12 protein-coding genes are annotated in these 16,145 nt (G+C 66.8%); 6 read left to right on the top strand and 6 right to left on the bottom strand.

Annotation, left to right across the window (positions count from 1 at the left end):
- The first annotated feature begins 202 nt into the window (after positions 1–202).
- The 3 genes from IU448_RS12900 to IU448_RS12890 all read left to right on the top strand — a co-directional run bounded on the left by IU448_RS12900 (position 203) and on the right by IU448_RS12890 (position 8,189).
- On the top strand, positions 203–1,414 hold the full coding sequence (locus IU448_RS12900) for an acetyl-CoA C-acetyltransferase (protein ID WP_195055767.1): 1,212 nt from the start codon (positions 203–205) through the stop codon (positions 1,412–1,414).
- A gap of 35 nt (positions 1,415–1,449) precedes the next feature.
- Positions 1,450–3,600, top strand: a complete 2,151-nt coding sequence (locus IU448_RS12895) for a 3-hydroxyacyl-CoA dehydrogenase NAD-binding domain-containing protein (protein WP_324188610.1) — start codon at positions 1,450–1,452, stop codon at positions 3,598–3,600.
- Between the two features lie 956 nt (positions 3,601–4,556).
- Complete coding sequence (locus tag IU448_RS12890; RefSeq protein WP_228813041.1) at positions 4,557–8,189, top strand: serine/threonine-protein kinase; 3,633 nt, start codon at positions 4,557–4,559, stop codon at positions 8,187–8,189.
- A gap of 16 nt (positions 8,190–8,205) precedes the next feature.
- On the opposite strand, the gene IU448_RS12885 is transcribed toward IU448_RS12890, so the two are convergent.
- Positions 8,206–9,522: a class I SAM-dependent methyltransferase gene (locus tag IU448_RS12885; RefSeq protein ID WP_195055766.1), complete on the bottom strand. Its 1,317-nt coding sequence runs from the start codon at positions 9,520–9,522 to the stop codon at positions 8,206–8,208.
- The gene (locus tag IU448_RS12880; protein ID WP_195056284.1) at positions 9,519–10,955 is read right to left on the bottom strand and encodes an FAD-binding oxidoreductase; all 1,437 of its coding nucleotides are present in this window, start codon (positions 10,953–10,955) and stop codon (positions 9,519–9,521) included. Before IU448_RS12880 ends, IU448_RS12885 begins: the two co-directional genes overlap by 4 nt.
- 237 nt (positions 10,956–11,192) lie before the next feature.
- On the opposite strand from IU448_RS12880, the gene IU448_RS12875 reads away from it, so the two are divergent.
- The gene (locus tag IU448_RS12875) at positions 11,193–11,627 is read left to right on the top strand and encodes an SRPBCC family protein (protein ID WP_195055765.1); all 435 of its coding nucleotides are present in this window, start codon (positions 11,193–11,195) and stop codon (positions 11,625–11,627) included.
- 116 nt (positions 11,628–11,743) lie between these two features.
- On the opposite strand, the gene IU448_RS12870 is transcribed toward IU448_RS12875, so the two are convergent.
- Positions 11,744–12,097 (bottom strand): VOC family protein, encoded by a 354-nt coding sequence (locus tag IU448_RS12870; RefSeq protein ID WP_195055764.1) that lies wholly within the window; start codon positions 12,095–12,097, stop codon positions 11,744–11,746.
- Positions 12,098–12,264: 167 nt separating this feature from the next.
- Here IU448_RS12870 and IU448_RS12865 point away from each other — a divergent pair, with 167 nt between their 5' ends.
- Both IU448_RS12865 and recR read left to right on the top strand, forming a co-directional pair.
- Positions 12,265–12,597: a YbaB/EbfC family nucleoid-associated protein gene (locus IU448_RS12865; protein ID WP_195055763.1), complete on the top strand. Its 333-nt coding sequence runs from the start codon at positions 12,265–12,267 to the stop codon at positions 12,595–12,597.
- 18 nt (positions 12,598–12,615) lie between these two features.
- Positions 12,616–13,224 carry a recombination mediator RecR gene (gene recR, locus IU448_RS12860; protein ID WP_195055762.1) on the top strand — a complete coding sequence of 203 codons (609 nt, stop codon included), beginning with the start codon at positions 12,616–12,618 and terminating at the stop codon, positions 13,222–13,224.
- Positions 13,225–13,319: 95 nt separating this feature from the next.
- Here recR and IU448_RS12855 read toward each other — a convergent pair whose 3' ends face one another.
- From IU448_RS12855 to IU448_RS12845, 3 genes are all read right to left on the bottom strand, one after another.
- Positions 13,320–13,961, bottom strand: a complete 642-nt coding sequence (locus tag IU448_RS12855; protein WP_195055761.1) for a hypothetical protein — start codon at positions 13,959–13,961, stop codon at positions 13,320–13,322.
- Between the two features lie 166 nt (positions 13,962–14,127).
- Positions 14,128–14,838 (bottom strand): type 1 glutamine amidotransferase, encoded by a 711-nt coding sequence (locus IU448_RS12850; protein WP_195055760.1) that lies wholly within the window; start codon positions 14,836–14,838, stop codon positions 14,128–14,130.
- Positions 14,835–16,073, bottom strand: coding sequence for a MurT ligase domain-containing protein (locus IU448_RS12845; RefSeq protein WP_195055759.1), 1,239 nt, complete (start codon positions 16,071–16,073; stop codon positions 14,835–14,837). The genes IU448_RS12850 and IU448_RS12845 overlap by 4 nt, the downstream gene beginning before the upstream one ends.
- Between the last annotated feature and the right edge of the window lie 72 nt (positions 16,074–16,145).

Here is a 16,145-nt window from a genome sequence, read left to right as displayed (position 1 = left end):
GGCCGTGACGAGCGGGCCGCCGGATACCCGTCCGCTGGTTCGTGCCGTGGTTTGTACAGCGTATGCCCGCGCGGGTTCTCCGGCCCGCCGACGCTATGCCAACTGAATACGGACGGTCGGTCGAACGGCCGGTCGGCGAGGTAACTCGCGTCTGCTCCGCCAGGTGCGGGCGGGCGTATTCCTAGGAAGGAAACACTCCGATATGACCACAGAGGCCTACATCTACGAGGCCATTCGCACCCCGCGCGGCCGCAACAAGAAGGGGTCGCTGCATTCGGTCAAGCCGATCGATCTCACCACCGGCCTGGTGCAGGAGCTGCGCAACCGCTTCCCGAACCTGGACGAGGACCGGATCTCGGACCTGATCCTCGGCGTCGTCTCCCCGGTCGCTGACCAGGGCGGCGATATCGCCCGCACCACTGTGCTCGCTGCGGGGCTGCCCGACACCGTCGGCGGCGTGCAGATCAACCGCTTCTGCGCCTCCGGTCTGGAAGCTGTCAACATGGCCGCCCAGAAGGTGCGCTCCGGATTCGACGATCTGGTGCTGGCCGGCGGTGTCGAGTCCATGTCGCGCGTCCCCATGGGCTCCGACGGTGGCGCCTGGATGCTCGACCCGGCCACCAACTACGACACCTACCTTGTGCCACAGGGCATCAGCGCCGACCTGATCGCCAGCATCGAGGGCTTCTCCCGGGAAGACGTCGACGCCTACGCGGTGCGCTCGCAGGAACTGGCCGCCAAGGCGACCACCGGCGGCTACTTCGCCAAGTCCATCGTCCCGGTCAAGGACATGAACGGCCTGACCGTGCTGGATCGCGACGAGCATATGCGTCCCGGCACCACCCTCGAGGATCTGGCCAAGCTGAACCCGTCGTTCGCCGGTATCGGTGAAATGGGCGGCTTCGACGCCGTGGCGCTGCAGAAGTACCACTTCGTCGAGAAGATCAACCACGTCCACCACGGCGGTAACAGCTCCGGCATCGTCGACGGTGCCGCGCTCGTGCTGGTCGGCACCGAAGAGGCGGGCAAGGCCTCGGGCCTGACCCCGCGTGCCCGCATCGTGACCACCGCCACCAGCGGTGCCGACAGCACCATCATGCTCACCGGGCCCACGCCGGCTGCCCATAAGGCACTGGCCAAGGCCGGTCTGACCGTCGACGATATCGATCTGTTCGAGATCAACGAGGCCTTCGCCTCGGTCGCGCTGAAGTTCCAGAAGGATCTGCAGATCCCGGACGAGAAGCTGAACGTCAACGGCGGCGCCATCGCCATGGGCCACCCGCTGGGTGCCACCGGTGCCATGATCACCGGCACCATGGTCGACGAACTGGAGCGCCGCGGCGCCCGTCGCGCCCTCGTCACGCTGTGCATCGGCGGCGGCATGGGTGTGGCCACCATCATCGAGCGCGTCTGACCCTCCCGACTCGGATTCAAGGAGAAAGAAAAACCGTGAGCGAAGCCAACATGATCGGTTGGGAGAAGGATTCGGACGGCATCGTCGTGCTGACGATGGACGACCCGAACCAGGGCGCCAACACGATGAACGACCTGTACAAGAAGTCGATGAAGGCGACCGTCGACCGGCTCGAGGCCGAGAAGGACGATATCGCCGGCGTCGTGCTCACCTCCGCGAAGAAGACCTTCTTCGCCGGCGGCGATCTGAAGAACATGATGCAGGTCGGCCCGGACAACGGTCCGGAACTGATGGAAGAGCTGGGCGAGATCAAGTCGGCGCTGCGCCGGCTGGAGACCCTCGGCAAGCCCGTCGTGGCCGCCATCAACGGCGCCGCGCTCGGCGGCGGCCTGGAAATCGCGCTGGCGACCCATCACCGGATCGCGGCCGATATCCCCGGCGTCGTGATCGGCCTGCCGGAGTCGACCCTCGGCCTGCTGCCCGCCGGTGGCGGCATCATCCGCACCGTGCGCATGCTCGGTCTGCAGAACGCGCTGATGCAGGTGCTGCTGCAGGGCCAGCGCAACAAGCCGGCCAAGGCCAAGGAGATCGGCCTGGTCGACGAGCTGGTCGGCTCGATCGACGAACTGGTGCCGGCCGCCAAGGCATGGATCAAGGCCAATCCTGAAGGCGGCGTGCAGCCGTGGGACAAGAAGGGCTTCAAGATCCCGGGTGGCACCCCCGCCAGCCCGGCGTTCGCCGCCCAGCTCCCGGCCTTCCCGGCCAACCTGCGCAAGCAGCTCAAGGGTGCCAATATGCCGGCCCCGCGCGCCATCATGGCGGCGGCGGTGGAGGGCTCGCAGGTCGGCATCGACGATGCCTCGCTGATCGAGTCCCGCTACTTCGTGCACCTGCTCACCGGGCCGGTCGCGAAGAACATGATCCAGGCGTTCTTCTTCGACCTGCAGACCATCAACAACGGTGGTTCGCGGCCGAAGGATGTGCCCAAGCGCGAGATCAAGAAGGTCGGCGTGCTCGGCGCGGGCATGATGGGCGCCGGTATCGCCTACGTCTCCGCCAAGGCCGGCTACGAGGTCGTGCTCAAGGACGTCACCATCGAGGCGGCCGAGCGCGGTAAGGGCTACTCGGAGAAGATCGAGGCCAAGGCGCTGTCCCGGGGCAAGACCACCGAGGAGAAGTCCAAGGCGCTGCTCGACCGGATCAAGCCGACCGCCGACGTCGCCGATTTCGACGGCGTCGACTTCGTGATCGAGGCCGTCTTCGAGAGCACCGAGCTCAAGCACAAGGTGTTCCAGGAGATCGAGGACATCGTCACCCCGGACGCGCTGCTGGGCTCCAACACCTCCACCCTGCCGATCACCGGCCTGGCCAAGGGTGTCAAGCGCGAACAGGACTTCATCGGAATCCACTTCTTCTCGCCGGTCGACAAGATGCCGCTGGTCGAGATCATCAAGGGTGAGAAGACCTCCGACGAGGCTCTGGCCCGGGTGTTCGACTACACCCTCGCCATCAAGAAGACCCCGATCGTCGTCAACGACAGCCGCGGCTTCTTCACCTCCCGCGTGATCGGAACCTTCGTCAACGAAGCGATCGCCATGCTGGGTGAGGGCATCGAGCCCGCCACCATCGAACAGGCCGGTTCGCAGGCCGGCTACCCGGCCCCGCCGCTGCAGCTGACCGATGAGCTGAACATGAAGCTCATGCAGAAGATCGCCCGGGAGACCGAAGAGGCTGCCAAGGCCGGCGATGCCGCCATGGGCAAAGAGCGGCACCCGGCCATCGACGTGGTCGACTACATGGTCGAGCAGGGTCGCCCGGGTCGTCTGGAGAAGGCCGGTTTCTACGAGTACGACGAAAACGGCAAGCGTCTCAACATCTGGCCGCAGCTGCGCGAGCACTTCAAGACCACCTCGGGTTTCGGCGTGCCGCTGCAGGACCTGATCGACCGCATGCTGTTCATCGAGGCCATCGAAACCCAGAAGTGCTTCGACGAAGGCGTGCTCGAGTCCACTGCGGACGCGAATATCGGCTCGATCTTCGGTATCGGGTACCCGGCCTGGACCGGTGGCGTGCACCAGTTCATCGTCGGCTACCCCGGCGGCCAGGAAGCCTTCGTGGCCCGGGCCGACGAACTGGCGAAGAAGTACGGCAAGCGTTTCGAGGTCCCGGCTTCGCTGCGTAAGTAGCCGCGGACCGGACGAACAGTCCGGGCCGTTCGGTCGGCACAGCCCGCCCCGCATCGATGTGGGGCGGGCTGTGTCTTTTGTGTCGTCGGCACCTCGAAAGCACCTCGCTGAACTAGGTACCGCCGCAGGAGGCCGCGCCCGGTTCGAAGTGGGCCGAGCAACTATGCCTCGCTGCGTTCGGCACAGTCGCCGGGAGCGTTCGGGACGGGGATCGGCGGACGGCACGCCTACGAGCGCCTCGGTGCGCGCGGCATGTTGTTACATCGGTCCGGTTGGCGGTGCGTCGAAATCGTTCGCGAGTTCTGCCCGGAATCGGCAACGGCGGGGCGGGCCCGGCCGATAAACCAATGTGGGGCCAGAAGGTACGCGGGATGGTGATGCCTGTTTGTTGTCGGATACCGGGGATATACCTTTATCAACCGGTTTGCCCGGGGGCCGTCCGTCAGATGTACCGGAGAAGGCCGATCGCGACGGTGCGGGCTCGTTTCAGAACTGCACACAGACCTTCGCCGACCAGCATGTTCAGTTGTTGCGCGGGGCGGTGAAGGCCCCTGCTGAGAACTCAACACGCGAGCAAGAAGGAAAGCCGCGCATCCGGGTACTGCGCGCGCTACGTTGGAAGTGGACACCGGAACGGCGCCGCGGCGGCGTACTCCACCGCAGCCGGTTCGTTACGAGTGCGAGGTGGTGAGATGATTCCACGAACGCGTTCGGGCCCGCCGGGCCGCGAATCGGAGGACGCTTACGCCACGCCGGCCGCGGAGCCGGAAAGCGCTGGGTCGGAAAGCGGTACGCCCGAGCAGTCGGCGGCGCGGCCCGGCGCCCGGGAACTCCAGGAATCCGGTAGTGCCGTTCGTAACGGTGCCGAGCCTGTGGCCGAGCCGCGTCTCGGTGGCCCCGAACCAGTGGCCGACCCCGATCTCGGTGGTTCCGATTCCGGTGGCCCCGAGCCCACCATGGCGGTTCCCGGGCCGGGTCCGGAGGCCGCGGGTGCCGAACCGGAGCATATCGTGGAAGATCTGGCCGCTATGGGGCTCACCGAGGCCCAGGAGATCGGCCGCGGCGGGTTCGGCGTCGTATACCGGTGTGTGCAACGGGCACTGGACCGGGTGGTCGCGGTGAAGGTGCTCTCGTCGGATCTGGACCCGGAGAGCCGGGAACGATTCCTGCGCGAGGAGCACGCCATGGGCCGGCTGTCCGGGCATCCGAATATTGTCGACATCCTGCAGGTGGATGTGACCGCCGGGGGCCTGCCGTTCATTGTGATGCCGTTCGCCACCCACGGATCGCTGGAACGTCTCGTGCACGATCTCGGACCGTTGAGCTGGGCCGATACCCTGCGCGCCGGGGTGAAGCTGGCCGGGGCGATCGAGAGCGCGCACCGGACCAGGATTCTGCACCGCGATGTGAAACCGGCCAATGTGCTGCTCAGTTCGTACGGCGAACCGCAACTCACCGATTTCGGGATCGCCCGGATGCCCGGCGGTTTCCGTACTTCCGACAGCCAGATCACCGGGTCGCCGGCGTTCACCGCGCCCGAGGTACTCAAGGGCGACGAGCCCACCGTACGGTCCGATGTCTACGGTCTGGGCGCGACTCTGTTCGCCCTGCTCACCGGCCATGCGGCATTCGAGCGGCAGGCCGGCGAGCGGGTGGTCGCGCAATTCCTGCGGATCACCACACAACCCGTGCCCGATCTGCGTGAACAGGACATACCCGCCGATGTGGCCGACGCGATCGAACAGGCGATGGCGCAGGATCCGCGGGATCGTCCGGCCTCTGCCTACGAGTTCGGTGAGATGTTGCGGGAGGTGCAGATAGCGCACGGACAGGTCCCGGATGATATGGCGTTACTGGACCCCGAGATCACCGCCGTGGAGACGGGACCGCCGGCACACGACCGGCAGCCGCCCGCGGTGACCGCCCGCCGCAGCTGGCCCCTGCTGCCGCCGACGGCTTCCGGTTGGATGAGCGCCACCGGCTCGGGCCCGCGCAAGTCCACCGGCGAGACCGGGCCCCGCGGCAGCACCTCCGGGCGGCAGGCGATTGCCGACGGTACGCGTCCGCGCTCCCCGACCACCCTGCCGCCGAGCCCGGCCACGAAGTTCCGGCCGCCGACGCCGCCCCGCGAGCCGGTGCGCCGGCCACGGCTGCTGGAAGTGCTGCGCACCGGTGTGGAACGCCGGCTCACCGTGATCCACGCTCCCGCCGGTTTCGGCAAGAGCGTGCTTGCGGCGCAGTGGCGCGACGAACTCGAGGGATTCGGTCTGCCGGTCGCCTGGATCGGCATCGACAGCGGTGACGACCACGAGGTCTGGTTCCTTGCCCACCTCATCGAGGCCATTCACCGGGTGCGGCCCGATATCGGCGCCGGGCTGGGGCAGATGCTCGAGGAGCGGCCCGCGGATTCGGTCACCATCGCGGTCTCCAGCCTGATCACCGAACTGCATACCAGCGGGGAACCGGTGGTGGTGATCATCGACGATTGGCATCGGCTGACCGACCCCGGTGCGAAAAAGGTGCTGTCGAGTCTGCTGGGCAGTGGCTGCCACCATCTGCGGCTCGTGGTGACCAGTCGTGATCCCTCGGAACTTCCGGTCGGCCGGATGCGGATGAACGACGAACTGGTGCAAGTCGATTCCGCGCAGCTGCGGTTCACCCGGGCCGAGGCAGGGGAAATCCTGGTCCGCCGCAACGGTTTCGCTCTCGACGACGAGCAGCTGGACCGGCTGTACACCGCCACCGACGGCTGGCCGGCCGCGATCCAGTTGATCAGTCTCGCGCTGCGCGACGATCCGGACCCGGCGAGCCTGGTGGAACGGCTGTCCGAGGGCGGACACGGTATTCGTGAATATCTGGCCGAGAACGTGCTGGACGCCCTCGAACCCGAAATGCTCGACTTTCTCGCCGTGATCGCGGTGGCCGAACAGGCGAACGGTTCGCTGGCCATCGCGCTCACCGGGAATTCCGAAGCGCCGCGGCTGCTGGAACAGGCCGAGCGACGGGAGCTGTTCCTGCGGCGCGCCGATGACGAACCGGAGTGGTTCCAGATGCAGCCGCTGTTCGCCGAGTATCTGCGTGCCCGGCTGGACCGAACGGATCCGGGCCGGGTGAAAACCCTGCATCGCCGGGCGGCGCGCTGGTACGCCGAACACCAGCTGTTGCGCCGCGCGGTGGACCATTCGCTGGCCGGAACCGATTTCAAAACGGCGCTGGATCTGCTCGAGAACGGCGGTATGGATCTGATCGACGGCTCGCGGGTTGCGACGCTGCTCGGATCGGTGTCCAAACTTCCCGTCCAGCAGGTGGCGTCGCGTTCGAAGTTGTTGATGGCGGTCGCACGGGCCAATGTCAATCTGCAACAGTCCGCCGCCGCCCGCTCGGCGCTGAATCGGCTGTCGAATGTGCTGTCCCGGAGCCCGGATGGCGACGGGGAGGTGCGGAAACAGCGTTGCCAGGCCGATGTGCTCGCCGCCGCCGACGAGATCTCGCACGACCGCTCCGCGGGGGTACTCGAGCAGGTCGCCGAATCACTGGGCCATCCCGACGAACTGCCTGCCTGGACGGTCGCCACAGCCGCCAATATCCACGCCTACGTGCGAATCTGCGAATTCGACTTCCGGGCGGCGAGCGAAATGCTGGAGTGGGCGCGACCGTATCAGGAACGGTCCCGGGAGCCGCTCGGAGAGATCTTCGCCTGGTGCGGCCGGGGTCTCATCGCCTACGAGCAGCTCGATATCGCGGTCGCGTTGAGTGCCTACCAGCAGGCATACAAAACGGCTCAGATGCGGGCGGGCCCGCGTTCGCACGGGGTCCGGGCGGCCGCCGGACTGCTGGGTGAACTCGAATACCGGCGCGGCGAGCTGGCCGCGGCCGAGGAACTGTTCGACGAGTCCTACCAGCTGGTTGCCCGGGTCGGGCCGATCGAATCCTTGATCGCCACCATCGTTACCGGCGCCCGGGTGAAGGCACTACGCGGTGATCTACCGGCGGCTGCGGTGCGGCTGGGAGAGGGCGCGCGAATCGCCGCCGACCATCAACTGACCCGGCTGGCCGCCCAGATCCGGGCCGAGCAGTTCCGGCTGGGCCTGGTGGCACCCGATCGCGGTCCGGAGAGCACCGCGGCCGTTGCCGGGAGCATCGTCGAATCCCGCCGGGCATCCGAGCCGCTGGTCGCACCCTCGGTCCTGGATATGGAGGCAGGCGAGATCGCCACCATCCGGGCGCTGCTGGCCGGCGGTTCCCAGCAGGAGCACGAACGCGCGGCCCGGCATGCGCGGGCGCTCCAGGGCCGCACGCGGGACCAGGGCCGGCCCCGAGCCGACCTGGACATCTCGCTGCTGCTCGCCGAATCCCTGGCCGCCGCGGGCTGGGTCGGGGAGGCGGCCGCGCTACTGGCGCCGGTGGTCACCACCTGCGGCGAACTCGGCTGGACCCGGCCGCTGCTCGATGCGGGACCGGCGGTACTGGAGATCCTGCGGGTCCTGCGGGACGATCTGCCACTGTCCACCCCGGACGGAACGGACACGGTCCGCACGCTGGGTGAGAACCGTGTCCAGATCCGTTTCCTGGATGAGCTGCTGAGCTGATCCGGCGCGGGTGGGCCTAGGGCTGCCACCAGGGCCGCAGCGGCACCTCCGGCTTCCCGGAGCTGCCCAGCTTCACTCCGAGCACCTGGTGCAGCTGCACCACATTGCGCTCGAAACCCAGCCGGCTGCCCGCCATGTACAGACCCCACACCTTCGCGGTGCCCTCACCGGCTTCGGCGACACAGGCATCCCAGTTGGCCACCAGGTTCTTGCACCATTCCGTGAGTGTCAGCGCATAGTGTTCGCGCAGGTTCTCCTCGTGCAGGACCTCGAGTCCGACGTTCTGGATATCGCTGATGATGCGGCCCGAGCCGATGAGTTCACCGTCGGGGAAGACATAGCGGTCGATGAAATCGCCTGCCTTCGTCGCGCGGGTGTTGTCCGGCCGGGTGATGCAGTGGTTCAGGAACAAACCGCCGTCGCGCAGTTTGCTCTGGATGAACCGGAAATAGGACGGGTAGTTGTGGACCCCGATATGTTCGGTGAGCCCGATCGAGGACAGCGCGTCGAACTGCCCCTCGGGCACATCGCGGTAATCCGAATGCCGGACCTCGGCGAGATCGCTCAGCCCTTCCTCCGCGATCTTCTTCTGCGCCCATGCGGCCTGTTCGGCCGAGAGGGTCGCGCCGATGACGCGGACTCCGCGTTTGGCGGCGTAGCGCACCATGCCGCCCCAACCGCAGCCGATATCGAGCAGTCGGTCGCCTTCGGACAACCGGAGCTTCTCGAAGACCAGCCGGTACTTGTTCTCCTGCGCCTGCTCCAGCGTCCAGTCCCGCTCGCCGTAACACGCGCAGGTGTAGGTCATGGAAGGACCCAGCACATACTCGTAGAAGGTGTTCGAGACGTCGTAGTGATGGTGGATGACCTCGGCATCGCGGGCCTTGGAATGCCGTAGGCCCTCCATGGCGATCCGGCGCCAGCGGGGCACCGTCTCCTGCGGCGGTGGCGGTACCGGGCGCAGCCGCTCCCAGCCCAGCGAGCGGGCGATCGCCACCAGCGACAGCGCCGACGGACGTTTGAACTTCAGGTCCGTCATCGCCGCGAGGATCTCGTAGGGATCGCCGGGATGCACACCCGCCGCTTCCATATCCCCGGCGATGTAGGCGCGCGCCAGACCGAGATCGCCCGGCGCGTTGGCGAGATAGTTGATGCCGCGCGGGTTACGGATATCGAGCGCGAAATCGGAGTCCACCGGGCCGGTGGTGCTGCCGTCGTAGGCGGTCAGCTTGATGGGAACATCGCCGTCGACCAAGGTCTCGACGACTTCGGCGATACTGAGCCGGGTACCCAGATCCGCGAAAGCATCGGATCTGTCCTTGAATGTGGTCATCTGCGTTGCACCGCCTTCGAATACAGATCCAGCAGACGCTGGTCGGGATCGTAGCGTTTCTTCAATTCTTTGTATCTCTCACCGCCGTAGCGGGCGGCAAACTCCTCGGGTTCATAATAGGAATCCGAGTACAGGGATTTGTGTCCGTCGAAATCGGTGACGGTTTTCTCGATGGCGCGATTTGCCGCGCCGTCTATCCGGCCGGGCGATTTCGGAACCGCCGACCAGAAGCCTATGTTCACGTAGGTGCGGCCGGTCCGCAGCGGATACAGCGGCCACGGCTGGGTGCCGGCCGCGGCGCCGGTATCGCGCAGCCGCAGCGGGCACAGCCACACGGGTTCGATAGGGATTTCGCGCAGAAACCATTCCATGAAATCCGCGGTGCGCTCCACCGGGACCTCGATATCTTGAACCACACGCTCCTGCGGTGGATTGCCTTTACGCGCCTCGAGTTTGTCGCCGATGTTGTAGCGGTGATCGAGGGCGATGAGTTTCCAGTAGAAGCTGCTGCGACGGTAGCGTTTCGGCCAGAAACGGCGGATATTCGGATTCTGCGTACCGAAGGCGCGCGAACACCAGAACCAGTCGGTATCCCAGCGCCACAGGTAATCGTGGATGGTGAGACGGTCCCGTTTCGGCTCCCGGCCGTTGTGCTGGATGGACCGGTAGTAGATATCCATATCGGTGTAATCGCTGACGGGACCGGGTTCATCGGTCTGCCGCCCCAGCGTCAGATAGCTTTCCCCGGCGCTGAACACCACACCGTCGAGGTAATCGACGGCTTCGCCGTCGTAGCTGCGCTCCAGCACGATCCGGTCCAGGGTGGCTTCGAGCTCGCGCAGATCGTGGAATCGCAGATGCCGCAACGCCACGTAGGGCAGCACCGATTCCAATTCGATCTTCAAGCGAGTGGTGTAGCCCAGGGTTCCGTAGGAGTTCGGGAAACCGCGGAACAGATCGGCGTCCGGTCCGTCCGGGGTGATGGTGACGATATCGCCCGCTCCGGTGAGCACCTCCATTTCCAGCACCGATTCGTGCGGCAGGCCGCTGCGGAAGGAACTGGATTCGATACCGAGCCCGGTCACCGCGCCGCCCAGGGTGATCGTCTTGAGCTGCGGCACCACCAGCGGGGCCAACCCGTAGGGAAGGGTGGCGGCCACCAGGTCCTCGTAGGTGGTCATCCCCGCGACCTCGGCGGTTTTCGCCTGCGGATCCACCTCGATCACCCGGGTCAGTCCCGAGACGTCCAGTCCGGGTGCGGTGTTCTTCGCCCGTGCGCGGAACAGATTCGAGGTCTTCTTGGCCAGACGCACATCGGCATCGGCGGGGATCGCACGGTAGCTCGCGAGCAGGCGGTCGACACCTGCCCGATATGCGGCGAACCCGGATTCATATGCGGCCGGACCGTGGCCGGCCTTCCCCAACAGACTCATAGCCACGTCTAGACGCTAGCCCTACATGGTCTTGGTCGGCCAGCGCGGGGGGATCATCACGATTGAAATGTCACAAATCTGTGTTGTTGGCAGCCGGCGCGCGCGAGTATTTCGGGCGAGTTCGTTATTTGGTCGGCTTTATGACGTTTGTCCGTAATTTCCGGGGCGACGGGGCGGCTGCGGGCGGAACAGGGCAGGATGGGGCTGTCAGAACCCATCCGTATAAGGAGTGTTCAAGTGGGACAGGTCAAGGCCGGCAGTTCGATCGAGGTCGGGGCGGATCCGCAGCGCACGCTGGCGGCCATCGCCGACTACACGGAGATGCGGCCGAAGATTCATTCCGCGAACTACCGCGACTACAAGGTGGTGGAGGGCGGCCAGGGTGACGGCACCGTGGCCGAATGGACCCTGCAGGCCACCGAAAAACGAGTCCGCAATATCCGCGCCCATGTTTCCGTGGCCGATACCGTGGTCACCGAGAAGGACGCCAACTCCACACTGGTCAACACCTGGAAAGTCACCCCGGCCGGTTCCGGTTCGACCGTGACCCTGGAAACCACCTGGCAGGGCGCCGGCGGGATCGCCGGCATCTTCGAGGGCATTTTCGCCCCGCTGGGCCTGCGCAAGATCCAGGCCGAGGTGCTGGCCAACCTGAAACGCGAACTCGCCTGAGACGCCTATCCGGCCGCGGGTGACGGGCACGCAACCGCGTGACGGTCACCCGCGGCGGGCCGGCCGCTACCGAGCAGTTCCGGCCACCGTGGCAGCCGCAGCCGGATACCTCCCGCTCAGGAGTGAACGGCGATATCGAAGAGATTGCCCTCCGGATCGGCCAGCGTGGCCCAGCGGAAGCCGTGCTCGTCGAAATCGCCGATATGCTTCGCCCCCAGCGCCACCGCCCGCTCGACCTCGGCCGCCAAATCGGTGGCCGCGAGATCCAGGTGGACCGAATTCTTGCCCGGGGTTCGATCCGGGACCTGCAGGAACATCAACGCCGGGGTCATCCCGGATCCGGCCCCGACGGTGGCGACGAACTCGCTGGCATCCGGGTCCAGCGGCTGGTCCAGTAGCCGCGCGTAGAAACCCGCCAGCGCGGCGGCGTCCGCACAGTCGTAAGTGGTAGCGGCGATGGTCGGGGCCATGTTCTCTTCCTGTCCTCGAACGAGTGGTCGCGCGCATCATCCAACGACCCACCGACAAGAATCGGCTCTCCCGTGGCGTACGGCGTGGCGCAGTCGGCGCGGGGTGGTGTGGGCGGATGGCCGGGACTACTAGGCTGAATCACGACTCGTCCGTAGAGAGGAATGCCGTGCAGCCCGATGGTCAGTTCGATATGCAGCAGTTGCTCCAGCAGGCCCAGCAGATGCAGGAGCAGATGATGGCGGCGCAGGCCGAAATCGCTGCTGCCGAAGTCGAGGGGCAGGCAGGAAATGGCCTGGTCAAGGTAGTGATCAAGGCGACCGGTGAGATCGTGTCGCTGAATATCGACCCCAAGGCGGTGGATCCCGAGGATGTGGAGACGCTGCAGGATCTGGTGATCGGTGCGATCAACCAGGCGATGGCCAACGCCCAGCAGTTGGCCGCCGAGCGGCTGGGCCCGCTGGCCGGCGGCGGCGGTGCGCCGGGCCTGCCCGGCTTCTGAGCCGTAGCGAGGATCGCGGTGTACGAGGGTCCGGTTCAGGATCTCATCGACGAACTGGGCAAACTGCCGGGCGTCGGCCCCAAGAGCGCCCAGCGGATCGCCTTCCACCTGCTGCAGGTGGAACCGCCGGAGATCGACCGGCTCCAGGCGGTGTTGCAGAAGATCCGCGACGGGGTGCGGTTCTGCGCACAGTGCGGCACCGTCGCCGACGGTGAACTCTGCCGGATCTGCGCGGACCCGCGCCGGGACCGCAGCATGATCTGCGTGGTCGAAGAGCCCAAAGACGTTCCGGCGATCGAGCGCACCCGCGAATTCCGCGGCCGCTACCACGTGCTGGGCGGCGCACTGGACCCGTTGAGCGGTGTGGGCCCCGAACAGTTGCGGATCCGGGAACTGCTGACCCGGATCGGTAACCAGGACGACGGGGTGGATGTCACCGAGGTCATCATCGCCACCGACCCGAACACCGAAGGCGAGGCAACCGCGACCTACCTGGTGCGCATGCTGCGCGACTTCCCAGGACTCACTGTCACCCGCCTCGCCTCCGGGCTACCCATGGGCGGCGACCTGGAATTCGCCGACGAATTGACTCTCGGCCGGGCATTCTCCGGCCGCCGCAAGCTGTAATATTTGCGGAGCCTGCGGCATCGCGGGTTTTCGGGCCTCGCTGCATCGAGGGGCTCGGCGCGAACCGAGCCGGCGGTTGCGGCGGGTCGCCGGCTTTATATATCCAGCCGTTCCCAGGACAGCTGGTCGAGCCGTTCCCGGTTGCCGCGGGTCCAGCCCCAGATCAGCTGGGCGACGGTGTCCGGTCCCTGGACTTGTGTGGTGAAATGCCGGTCCGGGCCGCCGTCGCGGTATTCGAGGGTGAAATCCTGCTCCGAACTGCGGTAGGTCTGGATATAGACCTGCGGCTCCCGTTCCACGATCAGATACGGGTTCGGGTCGGCCAGTTCGCGGATCCAGAAATAGGCCAGGGTTTCGGTCAGATAAGGGAATTCCCCCGCGCCACCGTGCGTAACGGTGACGGGGATATGGCCCGCCGGGTCCATCAGCCAGGCCAGCTGTGGGTCGTATACCGCGTAATCGCGTGGTGTCGCCAGTTCGAAAACCAGATTACGGACGAAACCGATCGCATCGTAAGGGCTGGCGATATGCAGCGCCGCCCCGTACGGCACCCCGCCCACGGGCGCGCTCAGAAAACTGTCCGCCTCGGGAAGTTCGGCATTACGGTCGGTCAACTCGGCCGCCAGCGCCGTCACCGCGGCGGTTTCCGCTCGCCCCTCCTGTGTAGCGAAGTACGCATCGACCTCGGCAGGTGTAGCGGCAACACCGGACGGCAGCAGCATATGGTCGTAGCTCACCCACACAGTGTGTATGGCGCGCCGGCGCGCGCGGGTTTCGGCCCCCTCGGCGACCACGCGGGCCGAAACCTTTCAGGACCTCGCTGAACTCGGCGCCGTTGGTTGCATCCGTTCGCGTTGGCCGTAACTCGTCGGGGTTTCGCTGCTCCACCCGAAGCGGAGGCAATCAAACACGCAGGCGTTCCCGGCGGAGCTGCTCCACTTCGGGGAGATCCAAGGGTGGTAACGAGTCCACACCGAGGGCCCGGCAGAGCAGGTGATCGGCGAGTTCGGGGTTGCGGGCCAGAGCGGGGCCGTGCATGTAGGTGCCGAGCACCGCCCCCTGCACCACACCTTCCAGGCCGTCTCCGACCCCGTTGCCCACGCCGCGGGTCACTCGCGCCAGACCGGTGGCGTCGGGGCCCAGGGCGGTACCGCCGCGGTGGTTCTCGAAGCCGGTGAGCGGGGCGGACAGCCCGGACAGCAGTGGCGCGGTGGTCACCTCGCCGATCGCGCGGGTTTGCTGCGGGGTGGTGGTGGCGTCCAGCAGGCCGACTCCCTCTACGCGTTCGCCGCTGGAGGTTTCGTACCACCGGCCGAGTACCTGGATCGCCGCGCAGATCGCCAGTACCGGGGCGCCGCGGCCGGCCGCGGTCTGCAGGCCGGGGTAGCGCAGCAGGTGACGAGTGGCCAGGCGCTGCGCGGAATCTTCGGCGCCGCCCAGGGTGTAGATGTCCAGGGAGTCCGGTACGGGGTCGGGCAGGGTGATCTCCACGATTTCGGCGTCGATATCGCGCCAGCGCAGCCGCTGCCGCAGTACCACGGCGTTGCCGCCGTCGCCGTAGGTGCCCATCACGTCGGGCAGTACCAGCCCGATCCGGACGGTCGATTCGCTCATCGGTTGCGCTCCCGGAGGTCACGGTTCAGATCGCGGAATGCCGTGTAGTTGGCCAGTACTTCGACCTGCCCGGCCGGGCAGGAGGCGATCGCGCGGACCGGGTCCGGCACGGTGGTGTGGGCGACCCCGGCGTAGGTCAGGCGCACTGCCAGATCGGTGGCGCGTTCGCCGGCGGCCACCACATGGACGTCTTCGAAATGTTCGAATCGCACATCCCAGAGCCAGGAGAGATCCTCGCCGTCGGGGACCTGGCCGTTCACCGCGATCACCAGGCCCGCGGCGCTGTGGTCGATCATCGACAGCGCTTCCTGCCAGCCGGCCGGGTTCTTGGCGAGTAGCAGCCGGGCGGCATGTTCGCCGACCTGCACGGTGCGGTACCGGCCCGCGATCTCCTGCACGGTGCCGGTGGCGGCGCATGCCTGTTCCGCGTCGGCGCCCATGGCGACGGCGGCGGCCACCGCCTGTGCGGCGTTGCCTCGGTTGGCGCGGCCGGGCAGCGCCAACCGCAGCGGCATCCGGACACCGTCGGGTCCGCAGAGTTTGTCACCGTCGAGCCACCAATCCGGTTGGGGCCGGGCGAAATCGGTGCCGGTGCTGTGCCAGTGCGGGCCATCCCACAGGATGGGTTCCCCGCTGCGCGGGCAGCTGGTGGCGTCCATTGCCCAGCCGCCGCCCGCCGCGACCCAGATGACATTGGGGTGGTCGTAGGCGATCGAGGTGACCAGTACATCGTCGCAGTTGGCGATGACGACGGTGTCCGGGTGCCGGGCCAGGCCCGAGCGCAGCCGGCGTTCGATCATGTTGATCTCGCCGACCCGGTCCAGCTGGTCGCGGCTGAGGTTGAGCAGCACGACCGCCTCGGGTTTCAGCGAATCGGTGATATGCGGCAGGTGCAGTTCGTCCACTTCGATGGCGGCCAGCGCTGCGTCGCGGTGCGCATTGAGCGCCGAGACGATCCCGGCGTCCATATTGGCGCCGTCGGCTTGGGTGGCGATGTCACCGAGCGTGCTCAGCGCGGCGGTGGTCATCCGGGTGGTGGTGGACTTTCCGTTGGTGCCGGTGATCAGCACGGTGCGCCGCCCGCGGCCGAGCTGCTTCATGATCTTGGGGTCGATGCGCAGGGCGAGCAGGCCGCCGATCATCGAACCATTGCCACGGCCCGCCTTGCGCGATGCCCACGCCGCCGCGTCGGCCACTCCGAGGGCTAGTCGCCCCCGCACCGAGATATCTGCCACGCCGGGCAGTCTAATGATCCGCGGCGCCCGCTCTCATTCGGCGCGGTTGAGTTCACATCCTGGTGACATCGT

The sequence above is a fragment of the Nocardia flavorosea genome, from assembly GCF_015477805.1.
Lineage (GTDB): Bacteria > Actinomycetota > Actinomycetes > Mycobacteriales > Mycobacteriaceae > Nocardia > Nocardia flavorosea_A.
This window is presented reverse-complemented; position numbering and strand designations above follow the sequence as displayed.

Excerpts from the sequence above, each read along its gene's own strand:
- IU448_RS12850 (WP_195055760.1), bottom strand. The coding sequence starts at position 14,838 with ATGAGCGAATCGACCGTCCGGATCGGGCTGGTACTGCCCGACGTGATG.
- IU448_RS12880 (WP_195056284.1), bottom strand. The coding sequence starts at position 10,955 with ATGAGTCTGTTGGGGAAGGCCGGCCACGGTCCGGCCGCATATGAATCC.
- IU448_RS12900 (WP_195055767.1), top strand. The coding sequence starts at position 203 with ATGACCACAGAGGCCTACATCTACGAGGCCATTCGCACCCCGCGCGGC.
- IU448_RS12870 (WP_195055764.1), bottom strand. The coding sequence starts at position 12,097 with ATGGCCCCGACCATCGCCGCTACCACTTACGACTGTGCGGACGCCGCC.
- IU448_RS12885 (WP_195055766.1), bottom strand. The coding sequence starts at position 9,522 with ATGACCACATTCAAGGACAGATCCGATGCTTTCGCGGATCTGGGTACC.
- IU448_RS12890 (WP_228813041.1), top strand. The coding sequence starts at position 4,557 with ATGGCGGTTCCCGGGCCGGGTCCGGAGGCCGCGGGTGCCGAACCGGAG.